Consider the following 16146-nt stretch of genomic DNA (forward strand, 5'->3'; position numbering starts at 1 on the left):
CTTATCGTGCTTGCCGACAAAACGAGCGACACTTCCTCAGATGGCGACCGTGGCCGCAAGGGCCTGCGGGTTCGCCATATCGGGCTCGTGCTCGTCATCGTTTCCCTGATCTCGATCACGCTCACGTTCTTCGTTCTGACCGGGCTGACACCGATCTCGCCCGACGGGCCGGTCGCCCAGGTGGCGATGGTCACCAACGGCGTTCTGGTGACGATCCTGCTGGTGCTGATCGGGCTGGAATTCCATTCGCTGTTGCAGGCGCGACGGCGGGGCAGGGCGGCGGCGCGACTGCATGTGCGCATTGTCACCCTGTTCAGCGTGGTGGCCGCGGTTCCGGCGATCCTTGTCGCGATTCTCGCCACCATCACCCTCGACAGGGGCCTTGATCGCTGGTTCGAGGACCGTACGCGGCTCATCATCGACAACGCCCTGACCGTTGCGCAGGCCTATCTGCAGGAACACGCAAGGGTGCTGCGCGGCGACCTCATCGCCATGTCGAGCGACATCGACCGGGCGAAGTCGATCTATGATTTCGAGCCGACGCGCTTCGACAGTTTCTTCCAGACCCAGACGAATCTGCGGGCGCTGCTGGCTGCGTTCCTGATGTCTTCCGACGGGACGGTGATCACCCGTGTGGTGTCGAACCCGGATGTGGATGTCCTGCTGCCGCCGGAGGAGGCGTTCGCGCAGGCGAAGGCCGGCGAACCGGTGCTGATCGCGCCCGGCGTCTCCAATCTGGTCGGCGGGGTGATGAAGCTTTCCGCCTATGATGACATGTATCTCTATGTCACCCGCGCGATGGACAAGCGGGTGGTCGACTACATGCGCCTGGCCGAGGACGGAGCGGACCAGTACAACCGCATGGAGCAAAGCCGTTTCGGCGTGCAGGTGGCCTTCGCGCTCGTCTATACGGGCGTGACGCTGGTGCTGCTGCTGTCGTCGATCTGGATCGGTTTCGGCTTCGCCAACATGCTGGTCTCGCCGATCCGCCGCCTCATCGGCGCCGCCGACCAGGTGTCGAAGGGCAATCTCTATGTGCAGGTCGAAACGGACAAGTCCGCCGGCGACCTGGCCAACCTCGGATCGACCTTCAATAACATGACGGCGCAGTTGCGCGGCCAGCGCGACGCGCTGCTGGCGGCCAACGACCAGATCGACCGTCGCCGGCGCTTCACCGAGGCCGTGCTGTCCGGCGTCACGGCCGGCGTCATCGGCATCGACGACACCGGGCGGATCACCCTCGTCAACCGTGAGGCGCTGGCGTTGCTCGACATGAGCGAGAGCGCGCTTCTCGACGAACCGCTGTCGCAGGTGATCCCGGAGCTGGCGGAGGTTGTCGACGAGGCGCTGTCGCGCGCCGACAACCGCATGAGCGAGCGGCAGGTGTCGCTGCACCGTCACGGGCGGGAGCGTTCGGTCAACGTGCGCGTGACCAGCGAGCAGTCGACCCGCAGCGAGCACGGATTCGTCGTCACCCTCGACGACATCACCGACCTCGTCACCGCGCAGCGCACCAGCGCCTGGGCCGATGTCGCCCGGCGTATCGCCCACGAGATCAAGAACCCGCTGACCCCGATTCAGCTCTCGGCCGAGCGGATCCGCCGCCGGTACGGCAAGAACATCTCCGAGGACCGGACCGTTTTCGATCAGTGCATCGACACGATCATTCGCCAGGTGGGCGATATCGGGCGTATGGTCGACGAGTTCTCGTCCTTCGCGCGGATGCCCAAGCCGACCATGTCGGACAGCGACCTGCGGACGACGGTGCGCGAGGCGGCATTCCTGCAGAGCGTGGCGAACCCGGACATCTCGATCCGCACGGAACTGCCCGAGGACGCGGTCAGGATGTCCTTCGACCAGCGGCTTGTCGGGCAGGCGCTCACCAATGTGATCAAGAATGCCACCGAATCCGTCGCCGCCCTGCCGCCCGAAGAAGCGGCTGGCGGGGCGATCTGCGTGACGCTGTTGACCGGTGAGGGAAACGTCGTGATCGAGGTGGTGGACAATGGCATCGGCCTGCCGATGGAAAACCGGCAGCGGCTGCTCGAGCCCTACATGACGACGCGCGAGAAGGGCACGGGGCTCGGCCTCGCCATCGTCAAGAAGATCATGGAAGAACACGGCGGCGGCATCGAGCTTCTCGATGCGCCGTCGACGGGGACGGATGACGAAACGCGCGGCGGTAGGGGCGCCATGGTCCGCTTGACCATGGCGACCACGAGCAGAACCGCCGCCACGGAGGAGGGCGACACGCCCCATCCAACGGGAACGGTTGCGACAGATGGCGTATGATATTCTGATTGTCGACGACGAAACGGACATTCGCGATCTGATCGCGGGCATCCTGGATGACGAGGGCTTCGACACCCGCACCGCCGGAGACAGCGATGCCGCCCTTGCCGCGATCCAGGAGCGGCGTCCCTCGCTCGTCGTGCTCGACATCTGGCTCCAGGGCAGCAAGCTCGACGGCCTCGGCCTTCTCGATGTGATCAAGGAGCATGACCCGGACCTTCCGGTCGTCATCATCTCCGGCCATGGCAACATCGAGACGGCGGTTTCCGCCATCAAGCGCGGCGCCTACGACTACATCGAGAAGCCGTTCAAGGCGGACCGGCTGGTGCTGATCACCGAAAGGGCGCTGGAGGCGAGCGCGCTGAAGCGCGAGATCAAGCAGCTCAAGCAGCGCAGCGGCGACGCACCGGAGCTCCTGGGCGAAAGCAGCGCCCTCAACCAGCTCCGCAACGTCATCGACCGGGTCGCGCCGACGAACAGCCGCGTGCTGATCACCGGCCCCTCCGGCTCGGGCAAGGAGCTGACCGCGCGCTCGATCCACGCCATGTCGCAGCGCGCGCGCAATCCCTTCGTCGTCATCAACGCCGCCACCATCACGCCGGAGCGGATGGAGGAGGAGCTCTTCGGCATCGAGGATCAGGACGGACGCATCCGCAAGCTCGGCGCGATGGAGGAGGCCCACGGCGGCACGCTCTACATCGACGAGGTCGCCGACATGCCCTCCGAGACGCAGGGCAAGATCCTGCGGGTGCTGGTCGACCAGACCTTCACGCGGGTGGGCGGGGCCGGCAAGGTCAACGTCGACATCCGCATCCTGTCGTCGAGCGCGCGCAATCTCGAGCAGGAAATCTCCGAGCACCGGTTCCGCGAGGATCTGTTCCACCGGCTTGGCGTGGTGCCGCTGCAGGTGCCGCCGCTCGCCGAAAGGCGCGACGATATCCCGCTGCTCGTGCAGGCGTTCATGGAGCAGATCTCGCTTGCCTCCGGCCTGCCGATGCGCAAGATCGGCGAGGATGCGATGGCGGTGCTGCAGGCCCATGACTGGCCGGGCAACGTGCGTCAGCTTCGCAACAACGTGGAGCGACTTATGATTCTCACCCGCGGCGACCCGGAGGCGGTGATTACCGCGGACCTGCTGCCTGGAGAGATCGGCGCGGATGCGCCGAGCCTGCCGACCAACGGCGGCGGCGAGCACCTGATGGCGCTGCCGCTTCGCGATGCGCGCGAGCTGTTCGAGCGCGACTATCTTCAGGCGCAGATCAAGCGCTTCGGCGGAAACGTGTCGCGCACCGCCGAGTTTGTCGGCATGGAGCGTTCCGCGCTGCACCGCAAGCTCAAGTCGCTGGGACTATCCTGACCGCGCGCGAGGCAGTAACCGGCCGGCGCGGCGTCGAACGAGGACGAGGCATTTCATGAGAGTGGTGATCTGCGGGGCCGGACAGGTCGGCTACGGCATTGCCGAGAAGCTGGCCGCCGAGCAGAACGACGTTTCCGTGATCGATTCCTCGCCGAGGCTGATCAACGCGATCCGCGACACGCTCGACGTGCGCGGTTTCGTCGGGCACGGCGCGCACCCCGACGTGCTTGCCCAGGCCGGCGCCGATCAGGCTGACATGCTGATCGCCGTCACGCTTTACGACGAGGTCAATATGGTCGCCTGCCAGGTGGCCCATTCGCTGTTCAACGTTCCGACGAAGGTCGCGCGCGTGCGGGCGCAGAGCTATCTGAAGCCGCATTGGAGCGACCTGTTCTCGCGCGATCACATGCCGATCGATGTGATCATCTCGCCCGAGATCGAAGTCGGCGAGATGGTGCTGCGCCGTCTCGCGCTGCCGGGCGCGGTGGAGACGGTGCGCTTCGCCGACGACCAGGTGGTCGTGGTCGGCGTGATGTGCCGCGAGGACTGCCCGGTGGTGAACACGCCGCTGCGCCAGCTTACGGAACTCTTCCCCGATCTCGGCGCCGTCGTCACCGGCGTCTTCCGCGGCAACCACCTGTTCGTGCCGAAGAGCTCGGACTCGCTGATGGTCAACGATCTCGTCTATGTGGTGGCGCGACGCGACCGGGTGCGCCGGACGCTGGCGATCTTCGGCCACGAGGAGCCCGAGGCCAACCGCGTCGTCATCGCGGGCGGCGGCAACATCGGCCACTATGTGGCGCGGATGCTGGAGGAGCGGCAGTCGACGGCCAAGGTCAAGATCATCGAGCACTCGCGCGAGCGCGCCCTCGGCATCGCGGATTCGCTCAAGCGCTCGGTCATCCTGCACGGCAGCGCCCTCGACCAGACGATCCTGCTCGAGGCCGATATCCAGGACGCCGACACGCTGATCGCGGTGACCAACGAGGACGAGGTCAACATCCTGTCCTGTGTCATGGCCAAGAAGCTCGGCTGCAAGCGCAACCTGTCGCTGATCAACAACCCGAGCTATCCCGCCTTCACCCATGCGCTCGGCATCGACGCCTTCGTCAATCCGCGCCAGGTGACCATCTCCAAGATCCTGCAGCACGTCCGCCGCGGCCGCATCCGGGGCGTTCACGCGCTGCAGAACGGAGCGGCCGAGGTGATCGAGGCGGAGGCGCTGGAAACCTCGCCGCTGGTCGGCAAGCCGCTGCGCGACATCGAGCTTCCCGACGGGATCCGCGTCGGTGCCATCTTCCGGGACGGAACCGTCATCACCCCGAACGGCAGCACCATCATTCGCGCCCACGACAGGTGCGTGCTGTTTGCCATCGCCGAGCGGGTGCGGCAGGTTGAGCAGATGTTCCGCGTCAGCCTCGAGTTCTTCTGATCCGATCCCGCCTTCCGCGCGGGATCTCTTCCCAGCTACCTCTCCCGGCGTCGCAAGGCGCCCTCGACCGGAAATCCGGAGTGTGAAAATGAGCCGAATTGCCTATGTGAACGGTCGCTATGTGCGCCATGCGGATGCCGCCATCCACATCGAGGACCGGGGATATCAGTTCGCCGACGGCGTCTACGAGGTCTGCGAGATCTGGGACGGACTGGTGATCGATTCGCGTCGCCATCTGGACCGTCTCGAACGCTCGCTGAGCGAGCTGTCCATCCGCATGCCGATGTCGCGCAAGGCGCTGGAAATGGTCATGCACGAGGTGATTCGAAAGAACGGCGTGCACAATGGCATCGTCTATCTTCAGGTGACGCGCGGCGTTGCCCGCCGTGATCACGTCTTCCCGGGCCCCGACGTTGCGCCGGCGCTCGTCATCACCTCGCGCCCGGTGCGCGCGGAAGCCGGGGACAAGGCCGCCGAGGCGGGCGTCGCGGTCATCACCGTGCCGGAGAACCGCTGGGAGCGCGTCGATATCAAGACCGTCGGCCTGCTGCCCAACGTTCTCGCCAAGCAGAAGGCGAAGGAGGCGGGCGCCAAGGAAGCCTGGTTCGTCGACAGCGACGGTCTTGTCACCGAAGGCGGCTCGACCAACGCCTGGATCGTGACCAAGGACAATTGCCTTGTCACCCGTCCGGCGACGCCGGGCATTCTCAAGGGAATCACGCGGCAGGTCGTGCTCGACATGATCGAGCGCAAGGGGCTGAAGCTCGAGGAGCGGGCCTTCTCGGTGGAAGAAGCGAAGGCGGCGAAGGAAGCCTTCATCACCGCAGCGACGACGCTGGTCATGCCGGTCGTGCGCATTGACGGTGCGTCCGTTGGCAATGGCCATCCGGGCGAGATCTCGCGCGAGCTCAGGGCGGCGTTCCACGAGACGAGCGAGGCGGAGCCGGTCTGAAACCTTTGCGGGTGCAGTGCAAAGAATCGGGCAGAAATGCAGCCCTGAATGCGCTAGAATTGCAACGTGCGCCCGCGAACGTTCGTCGCGCTCTTGACGATGGGGCTCGCGTCGGAGACCGTCGTTTCAACGGACTGCGCGACGACGGTGTGCGTGCACCAAATAAAGACAAAGCGATAGCAGGATAAAATAAAACATGGCTGACCGCGCTCAGAACCTTCAGGATACATTTCTCAATCATGTCCGCAAACAGAAGACGCCGCTGACCATTTTCCTGATCAACGGTGTGAAGCTGCAGGGCGTGGTGACCTGGTTTGACAACTTTTGTGTGTTGCTGCGCCGCGATGGGCACTCGCAGCTCGTCTACAAGCATGCGATTTCCACCGTGATGCCGAATGCGCCGGTGCAGCTGTTCGATCCTGCCGACGAGGCGGGCGAGAAGGCGGCGGACTGATTGGCCACACAGGATTCAGGTAGAAAGAACCGGCGCGCCGGCCCGCGACCCGACGAAAAGCCCGACGATCCGTTCGAGGGGGCGTCGGGAGCAGCTGGAGCGCGGACGGCCGTTGTCGTGCCTGTTCTGTCCGGGCGTTACCGCACGGAAACGGCGGGCGACCAGGCCGGGCGCAGCAACGAGGCGCGTCTCGAGGAAGCGGTCGGGCTCGCGGCCGCGATCAATCTTGATGTCATCTCCTCCGGCCTCGTCACGGTTGCCAATCCGAAGCCCGGCACGCTGCTCGGCTCGGGCAAGGTCGAGGAACTCGGCGCGATTGTGAAGGCCGAGGAGATCGAGCTTGTCATCGTCGATCATCCGCTGACGCCGATCCAGCAGAGAAACCTGGAAAAGGCCCTTCATTGCAAGGTGCTGGACCGGACGGGTCTCATCCTGGAGATCTTCGGCGAACGGGCGAGCACGGCCGAAGGCCGGCTGCAGGTGGAGCTTGCCCATCTCAAGTGGCAGAAGAGCCGGCTGGTGCGGTCATGGACCCACCTTGAGCGCCAGCGTGGCGGTCTCGGCTTTGTCGGCGGTCCGGGCGAAACCCAGATCGAGGCCGACCGGCGGCTCATTCAGGATCGCATCAACAAGCTGGAGAAGGACCTCGAGCAGGTCACCCGCACCCGCGAACTGCACAGGCAGAAGCGCAAGAAAGTGCCCCAGCCGATCGTCGCGCTGGTGGGCTACACCAACGCCGGCAAGTCGACGCTGTTCAACCTGCTGACCCGCTCCGACGTTTTCGCGAAGAACCTGCTGTTCGCGACGCTCGATCCGACCCTGCGGCGGGTCGAACTGCCCCACGGCGGCGAGATCATCCTGTCCGACACGGTGGGGTTCATCTCCGATCTTCCCACCCATCTGATCGCCGCCTTCCGGGCGACGCTGGAGGAAGTGACGGAAGCAAACCTGATCCTGCATGTGCGCGACATCGCCCATGAGGACACGGAAGCGCAGGCCGCCGACGTTGCCGCGACGCTCGACATCCTCGGGCTCGACGAGGACCGCGACGCGCGCGTCATCGAGGTGTGGAACAAGGTCGACCTGCTGGCGGAGGATCACCGTACGACGCTGCTCGCCGCCAATGCGAGCGGGGAGGGGCCGGTCGCCGTCTCTGCGTACACGGGCGCCGGCATGGAGACGTTGCTCACGCGCATCGAGACCGTGCTGTCCGCCGGAAGCCTCGTCTACGAGGTGCTGCTTCCCTCGCAGGACGGCGAGCGCATCGCCTGGCTCTACCGCCATGCGGATGTGATGGAGCGACGCGAGGAAGACGAGAACACGCGCATAGACGTGCGCGTCGGCGAGCGCCACCGCGGCCAGTTCATCGAGCGCTACAAGGACGTCATCGTCCCCTGACGAAAGGCGCGGCGGCGCTGAAGCCGGCCGAGGGCGTCAGTCCTCGGCCGGCCTTTCCGTTCGTTTCGCCGCCTGCCAGGCTTCCTCCATCTCGTCGAGCGTCAACGCCTCAAGCTCGCGGTTCTGTCGCTTTGCCTCCGCCTCGATGGCGCCGAAGCGACGGCGGAACTTCCTGTTGGTGCGCTTCAGCGCCTCTTCCGGGTCGATGTCGAGGTGGCGGGAGAGGTTGGCAAGCGCGAAGATGAGATCGCCGATCTCGCCGGCGATCCTGTCCTTGTCTGGCGTTTGCGCGTGAACCTCGGCCGCAAGCTCGTCCGTTTCCTCGCGGATCTTGTCGAGGACCGGCCCCGGCGCGCCCCAGTCGAAGCCGACACGGGAGGCGCGGCGCTGCAGTTTTTCCGCTTCCGTGAGGGCGGGAAAGAGCGGCGGCACGTCATCGAGATAGGCCGTCGGGCGCTCGCTGATGCCGGCCCTTGCCCGTGCGTCCGCCTTGTCGCGCTTTTCCTGCTGCTTGATCTTCTCCCACATGCCCTTGGCCATGCCGGCACCTCGGGCCTCGGCGTCACCGAAGACATGGGGGTGGCGGCGGATCATCTTGGCGGTGATCGCCTCGACCACATCGGGGAAGGCGAAGGCTTGCTCTTCCTCGGCCATGCGGGCGTGATAGACGACCTGGAGCAGCAGATCGCCGAGCTCTTCCTTCAGGTCGACCCGGTCGCCGCGCTGGATGGCGTCCGCGACCTCATAGGCTTCCTCGATCGTATAGGGGGCGATCGTCTCGAAATCCTGCTCCAGGTCCCAGGGACAGCCGGAGCCGGGGGTCCTCAGGGCTGCCATGATCTCGATGAGGCGGCGGATATCGCTGGATGGGGTCACGGGAGAGCCTCGATGTGTCGGGCGGGGGGGAAGGTGCCTTCTGATAGCATCGCATGCCGGGTGGACCAAGGACGGCGGAGGCGGGGGTCTTGCAGTGCCCTTGCCATAGGCGCTATCGGAGGGGGGAACGCAAGACGAGTGGGACAATGGACACGCGGCGACAGGACGACATCGAGGTAAAGCCGGGATACGTCATTCCGGCACAGGACTTTTCCGAGACCTTCGTCCGCGCCTCCGGCCCCGGCGGGCAGAACGTCAACAAGGTCGCGACCGCCGTGCAGCTTCGCTTCCACCTCGAGCGCAACACCAGCCTTCCCGAGGACGTGAAGGCGCGGCTCGCCCGGCTTGCCGGCAGCCGGCTGACGCTTTCCGGCGACATCCTCATCCAGGCCGACCGCTTCCGCACCCAGGAGCGCAACCGCGAGGACGCGCTGGAGCGTCTGGTGGCGCTCGTGCGGCGCGCCTTCGAGCGCCCCAAGCCGCGCAAGCCGACCCGGCCCACCCGCGCCTCCAAGGAGCGGCGGATCACCGCAAAGAAGCAGCGCGGCGCGGTCAAGCGGTTGCGCGGGCGCGACTTCGACTAGGAACGGTTGCGCCCGGCAATTGCCCGGCCGCCGTCACCCCCCCTTTATTTCTTCGCCGCTTGGTATATTTTGGTGTCGAAAATAAATGCGATCCCCGGATGCGCCGGGGGCGGGAGGAGACGTGTTTCTAGGGCTCGATATCGGCACGTCCGGCGTCAAGGGCGTGCTCATGAACGACGCCGGACAGGGCATCGCCAGCGCCACCAGCGCGCTGGACGTCAGCCGTCCGCATCCCGGCTGGTCGGAGCAGGATCCGCTCGACTGGTGGTCGGCCGTCTGCGACACCGTCGACAGGCTCAAGGCATCCCATCCGAAGGAACTGGCCGCTGTCGACGGCATCGGCCTCAGCGGCCAGATGCACGGCGCGACACTGCTTGACGATGCCGGCAAGGTGCTGCGACCGGCGATCCTGTGGAACGATGGCCGTGCCTTCGAGGAATGCCGGACACTCGAGGCGCGCGCCGATGTACATGCCATCGCCGGCAATCTGGCGATGCCGGGCTTCACCGCGCCCAAGCTCGAATGGGTTCGCCGCCACGAGCCGGATATCTTTGCCGCGACGCGGCTGGTTCTCCTGCCCAAGGACTATGTGCGGCTGCGCCTCTCCGGCGAGGCGGTTTCCGAAATGTCGGATGCGGCGGGAACGCTGTGGCTCGACGTGGCCCGGCGCGACTGGTCGGACGCCCTGCTGGCCGCGACCGGGCTGACGCGCGCGCAGATGCCCCGCCTTGTCGAGGGAACAGAGGTTTCCGCGCGGCTGCTGCCGGAGCTTTGCGCGCGCTGGGGCATGTCGAAGGCGCCGGTGATCGCCGGCGGTGCGGGCGACAATGCGGCGAGCGCCTGCGGCATCGGCGCGGTGCGGCCGGGCGATGCCTTCCTGTCGCTGGGGACCTCGGGCGTGCTTTTCGTCTCGACCGACCGGTTCCGGCCGAACACGGCCGGCGCGGTCCATGCCTTTTGCCACGCGCTTCCCGGCGTCTGGCACCAGATGGGCGTGATCCTGTCGGCGACCGACAGCCTCAACTGGCTTTCGGAAATCACCGGCGCGGATGTGCCGACACTGGAAGCGGAGGCCGGCAGGGTGTTGGCGGCGCGCGCCGGGCCGTCGCCGGTCACCTTCCTGCCGTATCTTTCCGGCGAGCGCACGCCGCACAACGACGCTGGCGCGCGCGGCAGCTTCACCGGCATTGCCCGGGCGAACGGGCGCGGCGATCTGGCGCTGGCGGTGCTGGAGGGCGTGGCCTTTGCCTTTCGCGACTGCCTCGACGCTCTGGCGGCCGCCGGCACCAGCGTCAACCGGGCGACCGCAGTCGGCGGCGGCGCGCGCTCCGACCTTTGGCTCGGCATTCTCGCAGACGTGCTTGCGACCCCGATCGACGTGCCCGCGCAGGGCGACTATGGCGCGGCCTTCGGGGCGGCGCGGCTCGGCCGAGCCGCGACATCCGGCACGTCCGACTTCTCCCTGTTCGAGCGCCCGCCAATGGCGCGCGCAATCGAGCCCGACCCGGCGCGCGCTGCAGCCTATGCCGATGCGCTTGCCCGCTACCGAGCCCTCTATCCGGCTCTGAAGGAGGTCCAGTCATGACCGCGTTTTTCGATGGAATCCCGCATGTTCGCTACGAGGGCCCGCAGAGCGACAACGACTATGCCTATCGCTGGTACGATCCCGAGCGGATGGTGCTCGGCAAGCGCATGGAGGAGCACCTGCGCTTTGCCGTGTGCTACTGGCATTCGTTCTGCTGGCCGGGCGGAGATCCGTTTGGCGGACCGACCTTCGAGCGCGCCTGGTTCGGCGATGGAATGGCGGCGGCGAAGCTGAAGGCCGACGTCGCCTTCGAGATGTTCGACCGGCTCGGCGTTCCCTTCTTCTGCTTCCATGATCGGGACGCGGCGCCGGAGGGCGCAAGCCTTGCCGAGAGCAACCGCAACCTGCGCGAGATCGCCGAGGTCTTCGCCAGGAAGATGGAAACGTCGAGGACGCAGCTTCTGTGGGGTACGGCCAATCTCTTCTCCCACCGCCGCTACATGGCTGGCGCTGCGACCAATCCGGATCCGGATATCTTCGCCTATGCGGCCGGGCAGGTGAAGACGGCGCTTGATGTGACGCGCGAACTCGGCGGACAGAACTACGTGCTGTGGGGCGGGCGCGAAGGCTATGAAACGCTGCTCAACACCGACGTGAAACGCGAGCTCGACCAGCTCGGTCGCTTCCTCAATCTTGTCGTCGAGTACAAGCACAAGACGGGCTTCCAGGGCGCCATCCTGATCGAGCCGAAGCCGCAGGAGCCGACCAAGCACCAGTACGACTATGACGTCGCCAGCGTCTACGGTTTCCTCAAGGCCTACGGGCTGGAGAAGGAGGTGAAGGTCAACATTGAGGTGGGCCACGCGGTGCTTGCCGGCCATTCCTTCGAGCATGAGGTGGCACTGGCCAACGCGCTCGGCATCTTCGGATCGGTCGACATGAACCGGAACGACTATCAGTCCGGCTGGGACACCGACCAGTTCCCGATGAACGTGCAGGAAGTGGCCCTGGCGCTCTACCACATTCTCCAGGGCGGTGGCTTCACCACCGGCGGCATGAATTTCGACGCCAAGCTGCGCCGCCAGTCGCTCGATGCCTCCGACCTGATCCTCGCCCATGTCGGCGGCATGGACACCTGCGCCCGCGGCCTGCTGTCGGCGGCCGAGATGATCGAGAAGGGAGATCTTTCCACCCCGCTTGCCGAGCGCTATGCGGGCTGGGAGGGGGCCGAGGCGAAGGCGATTCTCGCCGGCGAACGCTCGCTTGCCGACATCGCGGCGCGTGTCGAGCGCGAGGGGCTGGATCCACAGCCGGTCTCGGGACGGCAGGAGGTTCTGGAGAACCGACTCAACCGCCGCTTCTGAAATCTCATACAAGTATCTGTATCAAAAAAGAAAACCCCGCCGGGATATCTCCCGGCGGGGTTTTCGTTTGGAACCACTTGCGGGGCACCAGCCCCGCGTTCGGTCTCAGCGGCCGTTGAGGCCGAGGCGGGCGGCGTTGGACGCACCAGGCTCACCGACGCGGAACGCTGCGAAGCGGGCACGGCTGGCGTCATTTCCGGCAATGCCGAGATCGGACAGCGTGCGCGGGTCGGAGTCCGCGACATGCAGCGAGGTAAAACGGGAGGCGACACCGAGGGTGTTGCCGAGGACCTTCGTCAGATAGGACATGACGCTCTCCTGGTGCGACAGTGTTTCAAGGGAGTAGGGAAACCCCTGCGGTTTCCCTGGCTCATGAGCGGGATATGGTCGTATTCGGTTCATCAGGCAATCGAAAAGAACTTATGCTATGGGTCAATAAATTTGATCAATTGAGCGAAGGCTGAAACGGATGGATCTTGTTCCCGGCAAAGGAACGCCGCTGATCGAGACGGACCTCTACAGGACCTTCCTGGTCATTGCCGAAACGGGAAGCTTTTCAAAGGCTTCCGAGGCGATAGGGCGAACGCCCTCGGCGGTGTCGATGCAGATCAAGAAACTCGAGGGATTGCTGGGGGTCGCCGTCTTCGCAAGGGAGGGGCGCGGCATACGCATGACTCCGGAAGGCGAGGCGCTGATGGGATACGCGCGGCGCATCCTGATGTTGAACGAGGAAGCGGTGGCACTGTTCCGCTCTCCGGAGATCGAGGGCGAGGTGCGCTTTGGCGCGCCGTCCGACTTCGGCACGCGCTTCCTGCCCAACATCCTGACGCGCTTCGCCCGCTCGCATCCGGGTGTGAATGTCGACGTTCATCTCGACGGCAGCCCGCAGCTTCTTCAAAAGCTCCGCGATCGCCAGCTCGACCTGATCCTCTACACCGCGCGTCCCGACAGCGATCTCGCGCGGGGGGGCGAGATCGTCTACACCGAACCGCTCGCCTGGGCAGGGCTGGAGAATGGCGTCGCCTATTCGCGCGACCCGCTGCCGCTGGCGCTGTCCGTCTCCGGCTGTCCCTGGCGCAAGGCCGCCCGGCTGGCCCTCGACAAGGCCGAGCATCCTTACCGCATCGCCTATCAGAGCTTCCACAGCGCCGGGCAGGAGGCGGCCCTTCTCGCGGACCTCGCCGTCGCGCCGTTCCCGGTCAGCGTCATCGGCGCCCCGTTGCAGCGCCTTGACGACCGGCATGGGTTGCCGGAGATCGGCAACTACCATCTCATTCTCAAGGAAGCGGGCAACGCGGGCAAGGCAACGGATGCGTTCGCCAGCCATGTGGTCGCCTGTTTCGACGAGCTGAAGGCGAGCGCCATGAATTGAAGTGAGATATATCACTTTAATTCAATTAGATAATCAATTTTCATGATTCTTCAAATGAACGTCTTCACGTTCACATCCGCATGCGGTTGGCGGTCGGGTCGAAGAGGGGTTCGGCAATCACCGTCGCCGGGCGCAGCTCTCCGATGATCTCGACATGAAAGGCGCCGCTGGCGAGGTCCCCGGCCAGGTCCTTCGGCACGTATCCCTGTGCGAGCGAAGCTCCGACATGGTGGCCGTAGCCGCCGGAGGTGACCCAGCCGACGACCTTGCCATCGTGCCAGATCGGCTCGTCGCCGATCACATCGGCGTCTTCCGTCTCGACCGTCATGCAGATGCGGCGAAGCCTGCCGCCGCCGTCCTTTTCCACGCGCGCCGCCTCCCGGCCGATGAAGTCGCCCTTCTTCAGCGAGACGAAACGCCCGAGGCCAGCCTCGTACGGCCCGTAGATCGGACGGAACTCGCGGAACCAGGTGCCGAAGTTCTTCTCCAGCCGCAGCGACAGCAGGGCGCGCATCCCGAAGTCCCGCAGCCCCAGATCCGCGCCGGCGTCCTTCAGCGCGTCATAGACGCGACGTTCGTATTCAGGGGCCATCCAGATCTCGTAGCCGAGATCGCCGGTGTAGCTGATGCGGCTCACATGGCAGGGGGCGGCGGCGACATCCATCGCCCGGCTGGCCATGAAGGGGAAGGCGGCATTTGAGACGTCCTCGCCCACGACCCGCGACAGCAGCGCGCGCGCGTTCGGCCCGGCGATGGAAAGCCCGACCCAGCCAAGGCCGATCGGGCGGATGATGACGGAGCCGTCCGCCGGCAGATGCCTTTCGAACCAGCGCATGTGATAGATCTCGGCCTGGCTCGAGCCCCACATCAGGAAACGCTGGCCGCTCACGCGAGCAATTGTGAAATCGCCGATGATCCGGCCGTCCTCGTTGAGCATCGGCGTCAACGCCATGCGGCCCTCCGCGGGAAGGCGGTTCGCCATCATCCTATCGAGAAAGGCCTCCGCGCCCGCGCCCGAGATCTCGTACTTGGCGAAATTGGCGATTTCGGTGATGCCTACGGCTTCGCGCACGGCCCGACATTCGGCGCCGACATGGGCAAAGTCGTTGGAGCGGCGAAAGGAAACGACGTCCTTCGCCTCAACGCCTTCGGGGGCGAACCACAATGGCGTTTCCAGCGCCCAGCTGTCGCCCATGACAGCACCTTGCGCCTTCAGGCGGTCGTGGAGCGGGGTTGTCTGGTGGGGGCGGGCGGCCGGCAGCTCCTCGTTGGGATAGCGGATGCGGAAGCGGCGGGAGTAGTTCTCGCGAACCTTGGCGTTGGTGTAGGCAAGCGTCGCCCAGGGGCCGTAGCGGGCCACATCCATGCCCCAGACATCGAAGCCCGGATCGCCGTCGACCATCCAGTTGGAGAGCGCAAGACCGACCCCGCCGCCCTGGCTGAAGCCGGCCATGACCGCGCAGGCGCACCAGAAGTTGGTGAGGCCGCGCACCGGGCCGACGAGCGGATTGCCATCGGGCGCGAAGGTGAAGGGCCCGTTGATGAACTGCTTGATGCCGGTGTGCTTCAGCGCGGGGAAATGCTCGAAGCCGATCTCCAGCGAGGGGGCGATGCGCTCCAGGTCCGGCTCGAGCAGTTCCTGTCCGAAGGTCCAGGGGGTCTGGCGCGGGCTCCACGGCGTTGCCGCGCGCTCATAGGTGCCGAGCAGCATGCCGCCGCGCTCCTGGCGGGTGTAGATCTCGCCGGAAAAGTCGATGGCGTGCACCATCTCCTTGCCGCTTGCGGCGACGATCTCGGCAATCTCCGGCATGTCCTCGGTCAACAGGTAGTGGTGCTCCATGGCCAGCACCGGAAGCTCGAGCCCGACCATGCGCCCGACCTCGCGCGCCCACAGGCCGCCGGCGTTGACGACGTGTTCGGCCAGCACTGTGCCTTGCTCCGTCACGACCTCCCATGTGCCGTCCGGGCGCTGGTTGAGCTCGGTGACGCGGTTGCGCAGCGAGATCTCGGCTCCACCGATGCGCGCGGCCTTGGCGTAGGCATGGGTGGTGCCGGAGGGATCGAGATGGCCCTCGATCGGATCCCACATGGCGCCGACGAAATGGCGCTCGTCGATGAGCGGCAGGATCTCCTTGGCCTCGCGCGCGGAGATGATCTCGGTCTCCATGCCGAGGTAGCGCCCGCGCGCATGGGCCATCTTCAGCCAGTCGAGCCGCTCGGGCGTGTCGGCAAGCTGCAGGCCGCCGGTCAGATGGAGCCCGCACGACTGGCCCGACAGCTCCTCGATCTCCTTGTAGAGCGAGACCGTGTAGGCCTGCAGGCGGGCGACGTTGGGGTCGCCGTTCAGCGTGTGGAAGCCTCCCGCGGCATGCCATGTCGAACCGGAGGTGAGTTCCGAACGCTCGATCAACAGCACGTCGTTCCAGCCGCGCTTCGTCAGGTGGTAGAGCACGCTGCACCCGACGACACCGCCGCCGATGACGACCACGCGGGCATGGCTTTTCATGTTGCTACCTCTTCGGATTGGCGTGAGCGGGGGC

At 65.8% G+C, this 16146-nt stretch carries 13 protein-coding genes; 10 read left to right on the forward strand and 3 right to left on the reverse strand.

The window, feature by feature from the left end; translation table 11 throughout:
* The first annotated feature begins 3 nt into the window (after positions 1 to 3).
* The 6 genes from ACN0WF_RS13095 (at position 4) to hflX (ending at position 7885) form a co-directional block, all read left to right on the forward strand.
* Entirely contained in the window at positions 4 to 2292 is a 2289-nt protein-coding gene (locus tag ACN0WF_RS13095; protein ID WP_417773364.1) for an ATP-binding protein, read from the forward strand.
* A complete protein-coding gene (locus ACN0WF_RS13100; RefSeq protein WP_417773272.1) occupies positions 2282 to 3649 on the forward strand; it encodes a sigma-54-dependent transcriptional regulator in 1368 nt (455 codons plus the stop codon). The genes ACN0WF_RS13095 and ACN0WF_RS13100 overlap by 11 nt, the downstream gene beginning before the upstream one ends.
* 55 nt (positions 3650 to 3704) lie before the next feature.
* Positions 3705 to 5081 carry a Trk system potassium transporter TrkA gene (gene trkA / locus ACN0WF_RS13105; RefSeq protein WP_417773273.1) on the forward strand — a complete coding sequence of 459 codons (1377 nt, stop codon included), beginning with the start codon at positions 3705 to 3707 and terminating at the stop codon, positions 5079 to 5081.
* 88 nt (positions 5082 to 5169) lie between these two features.
* Positions 5170 to 6033: a D-amino-acid transaminase gene (locus ACN0WF_RS13110; RefSeq protein WP_417773274.1), complete on the forward strand. Its 864-nt coding sequence runs from the start codon at positions 5170 to 5172 to the stop codon at positions 6031 to 6033.
* Positions 6034 to 6229: 196 nt separating this feature from the next.
* Complete coding sequence (hfq, locus tag ACN0WF_RS13115; RefSeq protein ID WP_306027403.1) at positions 6230 to 6487, forward strand: RNA chaperone Hfq; 258 nt, start codon at positions 6230 to 6232, stop codon at positions 6485 to 6487.
* Positions 6488 to 6604: 117 nt separating this feature from the next.
* Positions 6605 to 7885, forward strand: coding sequence for a GTPase HflX (hflX, locus tag ACN0WF_RS13120; protein ID WP_417773275.1), 1281 nt, complete (start codon positions 6605 to 6607; stop codon positions 7883 to 7885).
* 36 nt (positions 7886 to 7921) lie between these two features.
* Here the strand turns inward: hflX and mazG are convergent, their stop codons facing one another.
* Positions 7922 to 8761 (reverse strand): nucleoside triphosphate pyrophosphohydrolase, encoded by an 840-nt coding sequence (mazG, locus tag ACN0WF_RS13125; RefSeq protein WP_417773276.1) that lies wholly within the window; start codon positions 8759 to 8761, stop codon positions 7922 to 7924.
* 146 nt (positions 8762 to 8907) lie between these two features.
* On the opposite strand from mazG, the gene arfB reads away from it, so the two are divergent.
* The 3 genes from arfB (at position 8908) to xylA (ending at position 12234) form a co-directional block, all read left to right on the forward strand.
* On the forward strand, positions 8908 to 9345 hold the full coding sequence (gene arfB / locus ACN0WF_RS13130) for an alternative ribosome rescue aminoacyl-tRNA hydrolase ArfB (protein ID WP_417773277.1): 438 nt from the start codon (positions 8908 to 8910) through the stop codon (positions 9343 to 9345).
* 121 nt (positions 9346 to 9466) lie between these two features.
* Positions 9467 to 10930: a xylulokinase gene (gene xylB, locus ACN0WF_RS13135; protein ID WP_417773278.1), complete on the forward strand. Its 1464-nt coding sequence runs from the start codon at positions 9467 to 9469 to the stop codon at positions 10928 to 10930.
* A complete protein-coding gene (gene xylA / locus ACN0WF_RS13140; RefSeq protein WP_417773279.1) occupies positions 10927 to 12234 on the forward strand; it encodes a xylose isomerase in 1308 nt (435 codons plus the stop codon). Before xylB ends, xylA begins: the two co-directional genes overlap by 4 nt.
* 105 nt (positions 12235 to 12339) lie before the next feature.
* Here the strand turns inward: xylA and ACN0WF_RS13145 are convergent, their stop codons facing one another.
* A complete protein-coding gene (locus ACN0WF_RS13145) occupies positions 12340 to 12543 on the reverse strand; it encodes a hypothetical protein (RefSeq protein ID WP_417773280.1) in 204 nt (67 codons plus the stop codon).
* A 160-nt stretch (positions 12544 to 12703) separates the two neighbouring features.
* On the opposite strand from ACN0WF_RS13145, the gene ACN0WF_RS13150 reads away from it, so the two are divergent.
* Positions 12704 to 13606 (forward strand): LysR family transcriptional regulator, encoded by a 903-nt coding sequence (locus tag ACN0WF_RS13150; protein ID WP_417773281.1) that lies wholly within the window; start codon positions 12704 to 12706, stop codon positions 13604 to 13606.
* A 70-nt stretch (positions 13607 to 13676) separates the two neighbouring features.
* Here ACN0WF_RS13150 and ACN0WF_RS13155 read toward each other — a convergent pair whose 3' ends face one another.
* On the reverse strand, positions 13677 to 16112 hold the full coding sequence (locus ACN0WF_RS13155; RefSeq protein ID WP_417773282.1) for a GcvT family protein: 2436 nt from the start codon (positions 16110 to 16112) through the stop codon (positions 13677 to 13679).
* Positions 16113 to 16146 lie beyond the last annotated feature (34 nt).

Origin of the sequence: Stappia sp. (genome assembly GCF_048268045.1) — a bacterium.
Taxonomy (GTDB): Bacteria; Pseudomonadota; Alphaproteobacteria; order Rhizobiales; family Stappiaceae; genus Stappia.